Annotated in this window: 15 protein-coding genes; 3 read left to right on the top strand and 12 right to left on the bottom strand. The window is 63.1% G+C overall.

The annotated features are described in order from the left end of the window. Window positions 1-5: 5 nt before the first annotated feature. From ACQ4LH_RS00720 to glyQ, 8 genes are all read right to left on the bottom strand, one after another. Window positions 6-461, bottom strand: coding sequence for a hypothetical protein (locus ACQ4LH_RS00720; RefSeq protein ID WP_430695394.1), 456 nt, complete (start codon window positions 459-461; stop codon window positions 6-8). Then, on the bottom strand, window positions 451-1,806 hold the full coding sequence (locus ACQ4LH_RS00725; protein WP_430695395.1) for a phosphatase PAP2/dual specificity phosphatase family protein: 1,356 nt from the start codon (window positions 1,804-1,806) through the stop codon (window positions 451-453). Before ACQ4LH_RS00725 ends, ACQ4LH_RS00720 begins: the two co-directional genes overlap by 11 nt. Next, the gene (locus tag ACQ4LH_RS00730; protein ID WP_430695396.1) at window positions 1,806-3,563 is read right to left on the bottom strand and encodes a bifunctional alpha/beta hydrolase/class I SAM-dependent methyltransferase; all 1,758 of its coding nucleotides are present in this window, start codon (window positions 3,561-3,563) and stop codon (window positions 1,806-1,808) included. The genes ACQ4LH_RS00725 and ACQ4LH_RS00730 overlap by 1 nt, the downstream gene beginning before the upstream one ends. A 10-nt stretch (window positions 3,564-3,573) precedes the next feature. Further along, window positions 3,574-4,197, bottom strand: coding sequence for a CDP-alcohol phosphatidyltransferase family protein (locus tag ACQ4LH_RS00735; protein ID WP_430695397.1), 624 nt, complete (start codon window positions 4,195-4,197; stop codon window positions 3,574-3,576). 247 nt (window positions 4,198-4,444) lie between these two features. Further along, window positions 4,445-5,218: a lysophospholipid acyltransferase family protein gene (locus ACQ4LH_RS00740; RefSeq protein ID WP_430695398.1), complete on the bottom strand. Its 774-nt coding sequence runs from the start codon at window positions 5,216-5,218 to the stop codon at window positions 4,445-4,447. A gap of 32 nt (window positions 5,219-5,250) precedes the next feature. Next, a complete protein-coding gene (gene gmhB, locus ACQ4LH_RS00745) occupies window positions 5,251-5,784 on the bottom strand; it encodes a D-glycero-beta-D-manno-heptose 1,7-bisphosphate 7-phosphatase (RefSeq protein WP_430695399.1) in 534 nt (177 codons plus the stop codon). 90 nt (window positions 5,785-5,874) lie between these two features. Further along, window positions 5,875-7,929 carry a glycine--tRNA ligase subunit beta gene (gene glyS / locus ACQ4LH_RS00750; protein WP_430695400.1) on the bottom strand — a complete coding sequence of 685 codons (2,055 nt, stop codon included), beginning with the start codon at window positions 7,927-7,929 and terminating at the stop codon, window positions 5,875-5,877. Then, the gene (glyQ, locus tag ACQ4LH_RS00755; RefSeq protein WP_170050290.1) at window positions 7,926-8,873 is read right to left on the bottom strand and encodes a glycine--tRNA ligase subunit alpha; all 948 of its coding nucleotides are present in this window, start codon (window positions 8,871-8,873) and stop codon (window positions 7,926-7,928) included. The genes glyS and glyQ overlap by 4 nt, the downstream gene beginning before the upstream one ends. A gap of 66 nt (window positions 8,874-8,939) precedes the next feature. On the opposite strand from glyQ, the gene ACQ4LH_RS00760 reads away from it, so the two are divergent. From ACQ4LH_RS00760 to ACQ4LH_RS00770, 3 genes are all read left to right on the top strand, one after another. Further along, window positions 8,940-9,497: a DNA-3-methyladenine glycosylase I gene (locus tag ACQ4LH_RS00760; RefSeq protein WP_430695402.1), complete on the top strand. Its 558-nt coding sequence runs from the start codon at window positions 8,940-8,942 to the stop codon at window positions 9,495-9,497. A 45-nt stretch (window positions 9,498-9,542) separates the two neighbouring features. After that, the gene (locus ACQ4LH_RS00765) at window positions 9,543-10,430 is read left to right on the top strand and encodes a lysophospholipid acyltransferase (RefSeq protein WP_430695404.1); all 888 of its coding nucleotides are present in this window, start codon (window positions 9,543-9,545) and stop codon (window positions 10,428-10,430) included. 68 nt (window positions 10,431-10,498) lie between these two features. Further along, a complete protein-coding gene (locus ACQ4LH_RS00770) occupies window positions 10,499-10,771 on the top strand; it encodes a PilZ domain-containing protein (RefSeq protein WP_275960014.1) in 273 nt (90 codons plus the stop codon). Window positions 10,772-10,791: 20 nt separating this feature from the next. Here the strand turns inward: ACQ4LH_RS00770 and ACQ4LH_RS00775 are convergent, their stop codons facing one another. Genes ACQ4LH_RS00775 through fmt form a run of 4 tightly spaced genes read right to left on the bottom strand, consistent with a single transcriptional unit; the run spans window position 10,792 to window position 14,759 of the window. Further along, window positions 10,792-11,109, bottom strand: coding sequence for a hypothetical protein (locus ACQ4LH_RS00775; RefSeq protein ID WP_304865019.1), 318 nt, complete (start codon window positions 11,107-11,109; stop codon window positions 10,792-10,794). Window positions 11,110-11,118: 9 nt separating this feature from the next. Next, complete coding sequence (trkA, locus tag ACQ4LH_RS00780) at window positions 11,119-12,492, bottom strand: Trk system potassium transporter TrkA (RefSeq protein ID WP_304865021.1); 1,374 nt, start codon at window positions 12,490-12,492, stop codon at window positions 11,119-11,121. Window positions 12,493-12,504: 12 nt separating this feature from the next. After that, window positions 12,505-13,818, bottom strand: a complete 1,314-nt coding sequence (gene rsmB, locus ACQ4LH_RS00785; protein WP_430695406.1) for a 16S rRNA (cytosine(967)-C(5))-methyltransferase RsmB — start codon at window positions 13,816-13,818, stop codon at window positions 12,505-12,507. After that, entirely contained in the window at window positions 13,815-14,759 is a 945-nt protein-coding gene (gene fmt, locus ACQ4LH_RS00790; protein WP_430695407.1) for a methionyl-tRNA formyltransferase, read from the bottom strand. Before fmt ends, rsmB begins: the two co-directional genes overlap by 4 nt. Between the last annotated feature and the right edge of the window lie 28 nt (window positions 14,760-14,787).

Consider the following 14,787-nt stretch of genomic DNA (forward strand, 5'->3'; position numbering starts at 1 on the left):
ACTCCTTATCCAGTGATTGCAAGCCAGGGCAGGCCCAGCACGATCAACACGGCTAACAGCAGTTGCGCCAGTAGCCAGAGCACTTGCTGGCGCAATAGGCGCAACGCACCGAGGCTGCGTTCCTCCCAGCTGCGCGCAGGCGTGTTAGCTGGTTGCAGCTTGAGCTGGGCCAGGGTCTGGTCGAGATCGACGGTGTGTGCGGCTAACTGATCTGTCCGACTGGCAAGTTGCTGGAACAGTTCGGCATCCAAGGCCACACGCAGCGCCCAGTATTTCTGCCCCAGACCCAGTATCAGCAGCAGCGCGCAGAACAACGCCGTCAGTGGCTGTGCTTTGATGCCGAGCAGCGGTGCTAGACCGATCAGCAGGGCAAGCAGGCTGAGCGCGCTGGACAGCTGATCCAGCGCCCTGCCCCGGCGCAGCAGACAGGCCACGGTGAACAGCCGCATTTCAGTAGCCATGGGCAGCCCCCGCAGGCATGCAGCTATTGCTGAGTTCCAGCATGCCCTGAAGCGCTTGTTGATGAGCGTCGCTCAAGACCACCTGAGGTCGCGCCCGGCGCAGATGTGCCAGCGCTTCGGCTACATCCTTGCAGCGCCCGCTGTGCAGTAACCAGGCCGCTACCGCCGTGGCGCTGCGTGAATAGCCCAGGGCGCAATAGACCAGCAGGTTGCCGTGGCTGCGCAGCGCCTCAATGGCTTGCGCGGCTTCCAGGCACTCGGCTGGGCTGGGCGCACAGAGGTCGAGCAGCTGCAGTGAGCGATAGGTCTTGGCTTGTGTTCTGGCCGGAAGCTCGGCGCACAGATCGAGCTGGGCCTGGAACTGCTCGGCCTGCCCTGGCGCCGGAATGCGCCCCAGCCAAATACCCGGTTCGACCTCATCAGCGTGCGGGTGCGCCCGAGTCCAGAGCCGTGAATTGAGCCAGGCGGCGGCCAGGTAGGGCGCGAGCAACCAGGTCGCGGCGCTGCTCAGTCGACCATCAGCCGCCTTCTGAAAACCCGCGGCGCCGAACAACAGGTAGTTGAGCGCCACCAGCAGTAAGGAGAACGCCGGCCAGAGCAGCCATAGCCAGGCACCACCGATATTCACCGCCAGGGCGCTGAGCAGCGCCGCACCCAGGCTGTAGCGCAGCGCCAGGCGCAGCCGTTGTGGCTCGCGGCTCAGCTGCCAGGCCAGCAGTGGGCTACGGCCTTGCAGCGGCCACAGCCAGACGCACAGCCAGCCGGCCAGTATCCCGGTGGGCACATCGATAAAGTGATGCTGCCAGGTGGTCAGCACCGATACGCCGATCAGGGCCATCCAGCCGTGCAGCAGTCCGCGCAGCCACAGGCCATGGGTATGCCGGGCGAACATCACCCAGATCACCACCAGCAGGGCGATGTGCAGGGATGGCGCCTGGTTAAAGGGTTTGTCGAAGCCCATCAGCACATCGAACATGCCGCCGAACAGGCCATCCAGTTCGGGCCGCTCGAAGGTAAAGCGCAGCGGCCAGAGCAGAAAGCAGGCAATGCACAGCACTTGCACGCTAAGCAGGCGCAGGCCATGGCGATCCATTTCCCGTCGCGTGGCCGGCAGCAGAAAGGACAACCCATAAAGCAGGTCAATTGACCAGTAAGGCACGATAGTCCACGGCCATAGCGGCATCTGGCTTTCCCAGGCAAATACCAGAGTGCCGACGTCGTCGCGTTGCGCACTCAGCCAGTTGGCGAAGCTGTAGCTGGCGAAGAACAGCGGCGCCAAGAGCAGCAACCAGAGCACGCCGCGCTTCCATAACCCTGCTTCGCGGCTAAGGCTAACTTCCGCCATCAGGACACCCGCTGCGCCAGGGAGACGCTGAAGATGCCCCACTCGTCGATGCGCTGGGTGATCTTGCGAAAGCCTGCGGCCTCGACCAGCTGATCCATCTCTGCCTGGTTACGTCGGCGCATCACCCAGGCTTCGCCGCCGCGGTGGCTGGTCAGGGCGCGGGCGATCAGTTCCAGCTGTGGGTGCCAGGGTTGTCCGGTGTACACCAGATAACCACCCTCCTCGACGGCTGCCGCCAGCCCGGCGAGCGAGTCGCCAACCATCTGGTTGCTGCCGAACAGCTCATACAAACCGGAGACCACCGCCAGAGTCGGTTTAGGCTCAAGCGCGGCGAGATCGGCGCGGTCGAAGGCATCACCTTTGACGAAGCGGGCGATGTCGCTCAGGCCCTTCTGTTCGATCAGTGCGCCGCCGTCGCGCACGTTGATATCGCTGTAATCGCGCAACAGGATCGAGTCCGGCTTCTGCTCCATGCCTTCCAGGGCTTCGAGGATGTAGCGGCCATGGCCGGCGGCGATATCGACGATGCGCACGCCACGGCCCTGCTCGCGCAGCTTGCCCATGGCCAGGCGCAGCAGCTCTTCGGCGTGCAGCTTGCGTTGGCGAATGCCGCGCCAGCCGATGGAGTTGAGGTAGTTCTGATCGATCAGCCGGCCGATAGGCGACTTGCCGCTAGGCTGATTGCGGTAGACGTAATCCAGGGTGCTGCCGGAGTCGAAGCCGGTGTCGAAACCCAGTTTCACCCCGTCGGCCAGGCTGCTGCCGAGCCGCAGACTGGCCCGGGTGGCGCGCCAGTAAAGGTCGCCCAGGGAGTTATGCGGCAGCGGTGCGGCGAGGCTTTCCGATTCGGCGCAGGTCACGCCCAGGCGGTCGGCATCAAGCAAGGAAGGGCGCGTTACCGGCTCTTCAAAACAGCGCAGCAGAAAGCGCTGGGCGCGTTTCAGGGCGTGGCTGCGGTCGCGTTCGCCGAGGGTGTCGTGGAAGAAGCCGGGAAGGATGTGCATCTCCTTGCGCAGGCTGCCCAGGCGTTCGAAGAACTGCTGCTGGGGTTTGCGGTGCACCACGAAGTCGGCGCCGGAGATCAGTAACTGAGTGGGAATCTGGATCGCCTGAGCATCGGCGACCACGCGCTCGGCGGCGTCATACAGGCCCAGCAGCATATTCACCGAGATTGGCCGGGCGATCAGCGGGTCGCTATTGAAGGAGGCAATCCGCTCCGGGTCATGGCTGAGGTACTTGGCCTTCACATAGCTGTTGACGAAGAAGTTGCCGCGCAGCGCGCGCATCAACTTGAGGCCTGGGCGGGCAAAGGGCACGTAGAGTTTGACCTTGAACGCCGGCGAGGCGAGCACCAGGGCGCGGATCTTCGGCGCATAGTCGTGCGCCCAGGTGGCGACCACCACCGCGCCGACGCTTTGCGCCAGTACGGCAATATCCTCCACCGCCAGGCCGTGGTGGCTGACGATATGATCGATAAAGGTCTGCACATCGCGCACGCTGGTGGCGAAGCTCGGGCTGTCGCCGCGCTCGCCTGGCGACAGGCCATGGCCGCGCGCGTCCCAGGCGAAAAAGTCGAAATCCGCCATCTGCAGTTCATCGACCAGATGGGCCATGCGCCCGCCGTGTTCGTGGCCGCGGTGGAACATCACCACTGCGCGCTTTGGCGCGGCCGTGTCAGGGTTACTGGCTGGCCAGTGGCGGTAGAACAGCTCTACGCCGTCATGGGTGGTAAAGCTGAATTCTTGGGCTTCGCGCATCGAGACATCCTTATTTCGAGTCAGTGGGCTGCGCCGCTTCGGCCAGGCCCTGGCGTACGCGGTTATAGAGGGTGTAGAGCAACAGGGCGAGAATCACCGCGAGCAGGCCGTTGAGCCAGGCGGCAGGCAGCAACCCGCAGGCCACGCCGGCTCCCAGCACACCGAAGCAGAAGGCGCGGTCGCTTTTGCCCATGGGCCCGTCGTAACGCCGCGAGGCACCGACCATAGGTCCGAGTACGCCGGCGTATTCGCTGATCAGGGCCAGCAGCACCACTAGCACGACCAGCATCGGCGAAACCCCGGGGAGCAGGGCGAAGGGCAGAAACAGCGCGCTGTCGGCGATCAGGTCGCTGAGTTCATTGAGGTAGGCGCCGAGCCGCGATTGTTGGCCGAACTCGCGGGCGAGCATGCCGTCGACGGCATTCAGCGCCATGCGCAGAATCATCCACAGCGGGATCAGGGCGAACAGCCAGGTGTGCTGGGGCAAGGCCAGCAGCAGGGTGCCGAGCAGCACGGAAACTACGGCGGCGAACAGGGTGACCTGATTGGCCGTCACGCCTCTGTCGTAGAGGCGCTTGACCCCCGGGCGCAGGAGGTTCTGAAAAGCCGGCTTGAGCTGGTAAATGGAGAGCATGGCGAAGAATTCCTTTTCGCTGCTTGGGCACGTCGATCCAGCTTAGCCGCTTTGCCTGGCGCGCAGACTGATAAGACTGTGCGCAAACACCCGGATTTGCTGGTTGGCAGCTGCCTAGGCGTTATGGGGGAAACTTATCCCCCATCGCCTGATATTCCGTTTCAGGCGTTAATTATCGTTAAATCAATTGCTTGCGACGCGTAATAGCACTTTGACGCTATTCGGTGCACAGCTTATCCACAATTGCTCAGGCCGGCGCTTGGGTCTCCAGCGGCTGGCTTTGCGCATCCAGCGAGCCGATATCGCGTTGCGCCTGGCTGACCCAGGCAAAGGCACGGTCGTTCAGTTCGGCGATCGCGCGTGGGCCTGTGCCTTCGGCATACATTGGCGGGCCGATAATCACCTGAACGGTGCCAGGGGTCTTGCGCCAGCCCTGTTTGGGCCAGAACTCACCGGCGTTGTGGGCAATCGGCAGCACCGGCAGGTTGGCATTCACTGCCAGGGAGGCGCCGCCACGGCTGAATTTGCCGATCTGGCCTGGCGGAATGCGCGTGCCTTCCGGGAATACCAGTACCCAGGCGCCCTGCCCCAGGCGTTTGTGGCCGAGTTTGGCCAGCTGCTTGAGCGCTGCCTTGGGGTTGCTGCGGTCAATTGCGATGGGCTTGAGCATGGCCATCGCCCAGCCGAAGAACGGCACATACAGCAGCTCGCGCTTGACCACCTGGCTGAGCGGCTCGAAATAGCCGCAAAGGAAGAAGGTTTCCCAGGTGCTCTGGTGTTTGGCGAGGATCACGCAGGGCTTATCGGGGATATTCTCCAGGCCCTTGATCTCGTAGTTGATGCCGACCACCACCTTGGCCAACCAGGTGGCGCAGCGGCACCAGTTCTGCACGACAAAGCGGTAGCGTGCACGAAACGGCAGAAAGGGCGCGACGAAGACGCTGAGGGTGCACCAGAAGAAGGAGGTGGAAGCCAGCAGCAGGTAGAAGAGGAAGGTTCTGAGGGTCTGCACTGTCGACATGGGAGCTTTTACCGTCGCAGGCAGCGCCTGCTTTATAAGTGGAGAAGCTGATCGGCAACCGCCGCCAGATCATCGAATACCAGGGTGCCCGCTGGCAATCCTTTCGCCAGGGTGCGTTCGCCCTTGCCGGTCTTTACCAAAACAGGCTGACAATCGACGGCGCCGGCCGCTGTCAGGTCACCGCTGCTGTCTCCGACAAACCACACGCCCTTAAGTGCTACGCCATAGTACGCAGCAATCTGCTTGAGCATGCCGGGTTTCGGTTTGCGGCAGGCGCAGCCCTCATCCGGGCCGTGGATGCAGTGCACGATCAGGCCCAGCTCACCGCCCTGCGCCGCCACCAGTTCACGCAGGCGCGCGTGCATAGCTTCCAGCGTGGCCAGGTCGTAATAGCCGCGGGCGACCCCGGACTGATTGGTGGCCACGGCGACCGTCCAGCCGGCTTGCGACAGGCGCGCGATGGCTTCAATGGCACCGGGCAGCGGAAGCCACTCGTCGAGGTTTTTGATATAGGCGTCGGAGTCGTAATTGATGACGCCGTCGCGGTCGAGAATCAGCAGTTTCATGCGGTAATCCGTAACCGGCCGGCGGTGATGGCCGCCAGCCGGTAAAGGTGATGATGGGCTGCGCGCAGCCCACCGGACTCTCGGTTGGTGTTAGCCGAGTACCGAGATATCAGCCACGCCGAGGAACAGGCCACGCAGCTTGGCCAGCAGCGCATAGCGGTTGGCCCGCACGGCAGGGTCTTCGGCGTTGACCAGTACGGCCTCGAAGAAGGCGTCTACCGGCTCACGCAGGTTGGCTAGCTGGCTCAGCGCCAGGTTGTACTGACGGCCTGCGGCCAGCGGCTGCACCGCATGCTCGGCCTGCTGGATGGCGGCGTTGAGGGCGAACTCGCTGGGGTTGTCAAAATGATGCGCTTCGACGCTCGCCGCGACCTGGCCTTCGGCCTTGCTCAGCAGGTTGGACACGCGCTTGTTCGCTGCAGCCAGAGCGGCCGCCTGCGGCAATGCACGGAAGGCTTGCACGGCCTGCACGCGCTGATCGAAGTCCAGCGGCGAGGTTGGGCTGACCGCACGCACGGCCTGGTACACGGCCACTTCGACACCTTCGTCCTCATAACGGGCGCGCAGACGGTCGAAGATAAAGTCCTGCACCTGAGGGGCCAGGCCATCGGCCTTGATCTTGTCGCCGAACTGGCCGATGGCGAAGCCGACGGCTTCAACCAGGTCCAGATCCAGCTGCTTCTCAATCAGGATGCGCAGCACGCCGAGGGCAGCGCGACGCAGGGCGTAGGGGTCCTTGCTGCCGGTGGGCAGCATGCCGATGCCGAAGATGCCGACCAGGGTATCCAGCTTGTCGGCCAGAGCCACGGCAGCACCGGTGAGCGTGCTTGGCAGCTCGGCGCCGGCGCCGCGCGGCATGTACTGCTCGTTCAGCGCCAGGGCGACGTCTTCGGCTTCGCCGTCGTGCTTGGCGTAGTAGTAGCCGGCGATGCCCTGCATTTCCGGGAACTCGCCGACCATCTCGCTGGCCAGGTCGCACTTGCAGAGGATGCCGGCACGCGCGGCGCGGGTGGCGTCGCCACCGATGCGCTGGGCGATAAAACCGGCCAGGGCGGAGACGCGCTGGGCCTTGTCGTAGACCGAGCCCAGCTGGGCCTGGAACACCACGTTGGCCAGGCGCTGGTTGAAGCTTTCCAGCTTCTGCTTCTTGTCCTGCTTGAAGAAGAACTCGGCGTCAGTCAGGCGTGGACGCACCACCTTCTCGTTGCCGGAAATGATCTGCGCCGGGTCCTTGCTCTCGACGTTGGCCACGGTGATAAAGCGCGGCAGCAGCTTGCCGTTGCCATCGAGCAGGCAGAAGTACTTCTGGTTGTCCTGCATGGTGGTGATCAGCGCTTCCTGCGGCACCTCGAGGAAGCGTTCCTCGAAGGAGCAGACCAGCGGCACTGGCCATTCGACCAGGGCGCTGACTTCATCCAGCAACGCGGGCGGCACTATGGCGCTGCCCTGCTCTGCTGCAGCCAGTTCATTGACCCGGGCGATGATCTGCGCGCGGCGCTCGGCGAAGTCGGCAATCACATAGGCGCTGCGCAGGTCTTCGGCGTAGTTGGCCGGCGCGCTGATGCGCACTTCGTGGTTGGCGTGGAAGCGGTGGCCACGGGATACGCGGCCGGCTTGCTGGGCGAGGATTTCGCAGTCGATTACTTCATCACCGAACAGCATCACCAGCCACTGGCTCGGACGCACGAATTCGGTCTTGCGTGCGCCCCAGCGCATGCGCTTGGGAATCGGCAGCTCGTTCAGCGAGGTTTCGACAATAGCGGGCAGCAGGCCAGCAGCAGCCTGGCCTGGGATGCTCTGGCTGAACTTGAGCTTGGGGCCACTCTGGTCGATCTGGCTGAGCTCAACCCCGCACTTCTTGGCGAAGCCCAGCGCTGCTTGAGTTGGGTTGCCATCTTTGTCGAACGCCGCCTGGACGGGCGGGCCATCGAGGTTCTGGGTGCGATCGGCTTGCTGCTCTTCAAGCTGCTCGATTAGCACGGCCAGACGCCGTGGCGCAGCGTAATAGCGCACGTGGCCATAGTTCAGGCCGGCGCTTTTGAGGCCTTTCTCGATACCGGCGAGGAAGGCCTCACCGAGGGTTTTCAGGGCTTTGGGTGGCAGTTCTTCGGTGCCCAGCTCTACCAGGAAATCACGAGCACTCATTCTGCTGCCTCCAGCTTGGCTAGTACTTCATCACGCAGGTCGGGTGCGGCGAGCGGGAAGCCGAGTTTGCGCCGCGCTTGCAGGTAGCTCTGCGCCACCGAACGGGCTAGGGCGCGCACACGCAGGATGTATTGCTGGCGTGCAGTCACCGAGATGGCCCGGCGCGCATCCAGCAGGTTGAAGGTGTGCGAGGCCTTGAGCACCATCTCGTAGGTTGGCAGCGGCAGCTCCAGCTCGATCAGGCGGTTGGCTTCGCTTTCATAGAAATCGAACAGCTCGAAGAGTTTCTCGACGTTGGCGTGCTCGAAGTTGTAGGTCGACTGCTCCACCTCGTTCTGGTGGAACACGTCGCCATAAGTGACCTTGCCGAACTGGCCGTCGGTCCACACCAGGTCGTACACCGAATCGACGCCCTGCAGGTACATGGCCAGGCGTTCCAGGCCGTAGGTGATCTCGCCGGTTACCGGGTAGCACTCGATGCCGCCGACTTGCTGGAAGTAGGTGAACTGGGTGACTTCCATGCCGTTCAGCCAGATTTCCCAGCCCAGACCCCAGGCGCCGAGGGTCGGCGATTCCCAGTTGTCTTCGACGAAGCGGATGTCGTGCACCAGCGGATCAATACCGATGGCTTTCAGCGAGCCTAAGTACAGCTCCTGGAAGTTTTCCGGGTTCGGCTTGAGTACCACCTGGAACTGGTAGTAGTGCTGCAGGCGGTTGGGGTTCTCGCCGTAGCGGCCGTCAGCCGGACGACGGGAAGGCTGCACGTAGGCGGCGTTCCAGGTCTCTGGGCCGATGGCACGGAGAAACGTGGCGGTGTGGAAGGTGCCCGCGCCAACTTCCATATCGTAGGGCTGCAACACCACACAGCCCTGCTCGGCCCAGTACTGTTGCAGGGCGAGGATCAAGTCTTGGAAGGTGCGCACGGCAGGCGTAGTCTGGCTCACAAATTTCACCCGTACTTTGGCGGCTTCAGAAAGTCCGCGAGTATACCGAAGCTCAGGAAAACCCGCATGCCACGCTGCTCTTGGTGCTCCGACGACCCGCTGTATATCACCTACCACGACCAGGAATGGGGCGTGCCGCAACGCGACCCCAAGGTGCTGTTCGAGTTGCTGCTGCTCGAAGCCTTTCAGGCCGGCCTGTCGTGGATCACCGTGCTGAAGAAGCGCGAGCGTTACCGCGAGGTGCTATTCGGCTTCGATGTGCAGCGCCTGGCTGCACTTACCGACGAGTACATCGAAGAAACCCTGATGCAGGACCCTGGCATCATTCGTAATCGCCTCAAGCTTAAGGCCGTACGCAAGAACGCCCAGGCCTGGCTCAAGCTGGAAGACCCGGTGACGCTGCTCTGGTCGTTTGTTGGCGGCATGCCGAAGATCAATCACTTCAGCGAGCGCGGCCAGGTGCCGGCGGTTACCGCCGAGGCCGAGGCGATGAGCAAGGCGCTGAAAAAGGCCGGCTTTACCTTTGTCGGCCCGACCATTTGCTACGCCTATATGCAGGCCACCGGCATGGTCATGGATCACACCGTTGATTGTGACCGCTACGCGCAACTGACCACTCGCTAGCCCGGGTGGTTACAATAAGCGCCTTTTGATCGGCTGGAGTTGCCTGTGGAAAAGCTCAAAGGTGCCCTGGTGGTGGGCTTTCTGCGTTTGTTTGCCTTGCTGCCGTGGCGCGCCGTACAGGGCGTGGGTGCTGCGATTGGCTGGTTGATGTGGAAGCTGCCGAACAGCTCACGCGAAGTTGCCAGCATCAACCTGCGCAAGTGCTTTCCCGAGCTGGATGAGGCCGCGCACCAGCGTCTGCTGGGCCAATCGCTGATGGATATCGGCAGAACCCTGACCGAAAGCGCCTGTGCGTGGATCTGGCCGGCGCAGAAATCCATCGGCCTGGTGCGTGAGGTCGAAGGCCTGGATGTGCTCAAGGACGCCCTGGCCAGCGGCAAAGGCGTGGTCGGCATCACCAGCCATCTGGGCAACTGGGAAGTGCTTAACCACTTCTATTGCGCGCAGTGCAAACCGATCATCTTCTATCGCCCGCCCAAGCTGAAAGCCGTTGACGACCTGCTGCGCCAGCAGCGTGTACAGCTGGGTAACCGCGTTGCGCCGTCGACCAAGGAAGGCATCCTCAGCGTGATCAAGGAAGTGCGCAAAGGCGGTGCGGTAGGTATTCCGGCTGATCCTGAGCCGAGCTTGTCTTCCGGGGTATTCGTGCCCTTTCTCGGCACTGAGGCGCTGACCAGCAAGTTTGTTGCCGGCATGTTGAGCGGCGGCAAGGCCTGCGGAGTGTTTCTGCATGCGTTGCGTCTGCCGGATGGCTCGGGCTTCAAGGTCATCCTCGAAGCTGCGCCGGAAGACATGTACAGCACCGATACGCCAACCGCCGTTGCGGCGATGAGCACCGTTATCGAGCGGTATGTGCGTACTTACCCGAGCCAGTACATGTGGAGCATGAAGCGCTTCAAGAAGCGTCCTGCTGGCGAGGCCAAGTGGTATTGACGCGGGCCGAGTTGCAGGCTGAGCCTGCTCTCGACTAGGCTGGGGAAACTCACTCTGACGGACGGCGCATGAGCAATAGTCGAAAGAATGTCCGCACACCCCTCAAGGTACGCCTGCGTATCGACCATCCGGTGCACGGCGAGCTGCTGGTCACCACCCGGGATATTTCCGAATGCGGCGTCTATGTGCTGATGGACCAGGCGCAGAATATGCTCAGCATGGGTGAGCAGGTGCAGGGCCAGGTGCAGGGTTTGCCGATGGAAGCGCCGATTCTCACGCTCGAAGTGGTACGCGTCGAAGCTCTGGGCGTTGGCCTGCGCTTTGTGCAGACCGAAGAGTAGCCCGGGCGAGCTTACTTAGATTACTGAGCGAGCTTGTCCAGACGCTTAAGAAACACGCTGATTTCCTTGCCCGCCTGTTTGTCACCCTTCTCTTCTGCCGCCCGCAAGCCTTGCGTCCAGGCCGCCCGTGCCTCGGCGCTGAGCCCCTGCTTATTCAGCGCCTGGCCGAGCAGCTTCCAGGCGGCTGAATACTGCGCATCGAACTCAACGCAGCGCTGTAAATGCTCCGCCGCCCTGGCGAACTCAGCCGCATCCAGGTAGCCCTTGCCCAGGCCAAAACGCAGCAGGGCGTTGTCCATTCCCTTGGCCAGCATTTTTTCCAGGGCTTCAGTGCTCATCGGTGATTCCTAGAAGAAGGTGAGACCGACCTGGAACAGGCGCTCGGCATCGCGGATGTACTTTTTGTCGACCAGGAACAGGATCACATGGTCGCCCGTCTCGATCACCGTGTTGTCATGGGCGATCAACACCTCTTCGTTGCGGATGATCGCGCCGATGGTAGTGCCCGGCGGCAGGTCAATATCGGCGATGGCGCGGCCGACCACCTTGCTCGATTTGGCGTCACCATGGGCAATCGCTTCGATGGCTTCGGCGGCACCGCGGCGCAGGCTGTGTACGCTTTCGATATCGCCACGGCGCACGTGGGTCAGCAGGGTGCCGATGGTGGCCATCTGCGGGCTGATGGCGATGTCGATTTCGCCGCCCTGCACCAGGTCGACGTAGGCCGGGTTGTTGATGATGGTCATCACCTTGCGCGCGCCGAGGCGCTTGGCCAGCAAGGACGACATGATATTGGCCTCGTCGTCGTTGGTTAGGGCCAGGAAGATATCGGCGTCGCTGATATTCTCTTCCACCAGCAGGTCACGGTCCGAGGCGCTGCCCTGCAGCACGATGGTGCTGTCGAGGGTTTCCGAGAGGTAGCGGCAGCGCGCCGGGTTCATCTCGATGATCTTTACCTGATAGCGGCTTTCGATGGCCTCGGCCAGGCGTTCGCCGATATGCCCGCCGCCAGCGATCACCACCTTCTTGTAGCTGTCTTCCATGCGGCGCATTTCGCTCATCACCGCGCGGATATGCGCCTTGGCGGCGATAAAGAACACTTCGTCATCGGCTTCGATCACGGTGTCGCCTTGCGGCATGATCGCCCGATTACGGCGGAAGATCGCCGCCACCCGGGTGTCGACATTCGGCATGTGCTCGCGCAACTGACGCAACTGCTGGCCGACCAGTGGGCCGCCGTAGTAAGCCTTGACCGCCACCAGCTGGGCCTTACCTTCGGCGAAGTCGATTACCTGCAGGGCACCGGGGTATTCGATCAGGCGCTTGATGTAGTTGGTCACCACCTGCTCGGGGCTGATCAGTACGTCGACCGGGATCGATTCGTTGCTGAACAGGCCGCTGCGGGTCAGGTAAGCCGCTTCACGCACCCGGGCAATCTTGGTCGGGGTGTGGAACAGGCTGTAGGCGACCTGGCAGGCGATCATGTTGATTTCATCGCTGTTGGTCACCGCCACCAGCATATCGGCATCGTCTGCGCCGGCCTGACGCAGCACCGTTGGGAATGAGCCACGGCCCTGTACGGTGCGGATATCCAGGCGGTCGCCGAGGTCACGCAGGCGTTCGCCGTCGGTGTCGACCACGGTGATGTCGTTGGCTTCGCTGGCCAGGTGTTCCGCCAGGGTGCCGCCAACCTGGCCTGCACCGAGAATGATGATCTTCATGCAGTCTGTTCCTCAGCCGCGCGGAGCGGCAGCGATTTTCATCAGCTTGGCATAGTAGAAGCCATCGTGGCCGTCTACTTGCGGGAATAGCTGGCGACCGTGGGCGGTTTTATGGCCGAAGGCGCCGGCAATATCCAGCTCACGGGCGCCCGGGGTGCGCGCCAGGAAGGCGGCGATATTCTCGCTGTTCTCCGCCGGCATTACCGAGCAGGTGGCGTAGAGCAGGATGCCGCCGACCTCCAGGGCCTGCCACAGGCTATCCAGCAGCTCGCCCTGCAGCTTGGCCAGCGCGGGGATGTCATCGGCCTGGCGGGTCAGTTTGATATCCGGGTGACGGCGGATCACCCCGGTGGCCGAGCAGGGCGCGTCGAGCAGAATGCGCTGGAACGGCTTGCCGTCCCACCAGGCGGCCAGATCACGGCCATCTGCGGCGATTAGCTCGGCCTCCAGGCCCAGGCGCTTGAGGTTCTCGCGTACGCGCATCAGGCGTTTTTCTTCCAGATCCACCGCCACAACGCCGGCCAGTGCGGGCTCGGCTTCCAGCAAGTGGCAGGTCTTGCCGCCCGGTGCGGCGCAGGCGTCCAGCACGCGCTGGCCTGGGGCCAGATCGAGCAGTTCGGCCGCCAGTTGCGCCGCTTCGTCCTGCACGCTGACGCGGCCTTCGGCAAAACCCGGCAGGGTGGTGACATCGCAGGCCTGCAGCAGGCGAATGCCGTCACGGCTAAAGGTGCAAGGCTCCGCCTCAAAGCCTACGCGGCGCAGTTCCACCAGGTAGTCATCGCGACTGCCGAGGCGGCGGTTGATCCGCAGAATCAGCGGCGGGTGGGCGTTGTTGGCCGCGCAGATGACCTCCCATTGATCCGGCCACTGGGCTTTAAGGGCTTTTTGCAGCCAGCGCGGGTGAGCGGTATGTAACACCGGATCGCGATCCAGCTCGGTCAGCAGCGACTCATGCTCGCGCTGGGCATTGCGCAGCACGGCATTGAGCAGGCCCTTGAGCGAAGGCTTCTTCAGCTTGTCGACACAGGCCACGGTTTCGCCAATGGCGGCGTGGGCCGGAATACGTGTGTAGAACAGTTGATAAAGACCAATCAGCAGCAGCGCCTCGACATCGCGGTCGGCGGCTTTGAAGGGTTTTTGCAGCAGCTTCTCGGCGATCAATGCCAGGCGTGGCTGCCAGCGCGCGGTGCCAAAGGCCAGATCTTGAGCCAGGCCACGGTCGCGTTGTTCGACCTTGTCCAGCAACGGCGGCAGGCTGCTACCCAGCGACGCCTTGCCGGCCAGCACGCTGGCCAGAGCGCGGGCGGCGGCGAGACGTGGGTTCATGCTCCGAGTACCAGGCCAACGGCGAACTGCTCGCGGCGGCTGTTGTACAGATCACTGAAATTCAGTGCCTTGCCGCCGGGCAACTGCAGACGCGTCAAGCGCAGCGCGCCTTCGCCGCAGGCCACAGTCAGACCGGATTTATCGGCGGCGAGAATAGTGCCTGGGGCGCCACTGCCATCGCCCAGCTCTGCCGCGTGTACTTTCAATGCCTCGCCGCCTAGCGTGCTATGGCAGATCGGCCAGGGGTGAAAGGCGCGTACCAGGCGTTCCAGCTCAATGGCCGGGCGGCTCCAGTCCAGGCGCGCTTCATCCTTGTTCAGTTTGTGCGCGTAGGTGGCCAGGCTGTCGTCCTGCACTTCGCCAACCAGGTTGCCGGCGGCCAGGCCGCTGATGGCGGCGATCACGGCCTGTGGGCCGAGTGTGGCCAGGCGGTCGTGCAGGCTGCCACCGGTATCTTCGCTAGAAATTGGCGTGCTGACCTTGAGCAACATCGGCCCAGTATCCAGGCCGGCTTCCATCTGCATCACCGTTACCCCGGATTCAGCATCACCGGCTTCGACCGCACGCTGAATTGGCGCGGCACCACGCCAACGCGGCAGCAAGGACGCGTGACTGTTGATGCAGCCCAGGCGCGGCGTATCCAGCACCACTTGCGGCAGGATCAGGCCGTAAGCCACCACCACCATCAGATCGGGCTTGAGTGCCGCCAGCTCGGCTTGGGCTGCGGGGTCGCGCAGGGTCTGCGGCTGGTACACCGGAATATCGTGCTGCAGGGCGAGCTGCTTGACCGGGCTCGGCGTGAGCTTCTGCCCACGGCCGGCTGGGCGATCTGGCTGGCTGTAGACGGCAATGATCTGGTGTGGCGTGTCGAGCAAGGCCTTGAGGTGCTCGGCGGCGAATTCCGGGGTGCCGGCAAAGACAATACGCAGTGCTTCAGTCATGGGTGCTCGCTAAAGAAAAAGGCTTGCC

It is taken from the genome of Pseudomonas peli (genome assembly GCF_050563605.1).
Lineage (GTDB): Bacteria > Pseudomonadota > Gammaproteobacteria > Pseudomonadales > Pseudomonadaceae > Aquipseudomonas > Aquipseudomonas peli_A.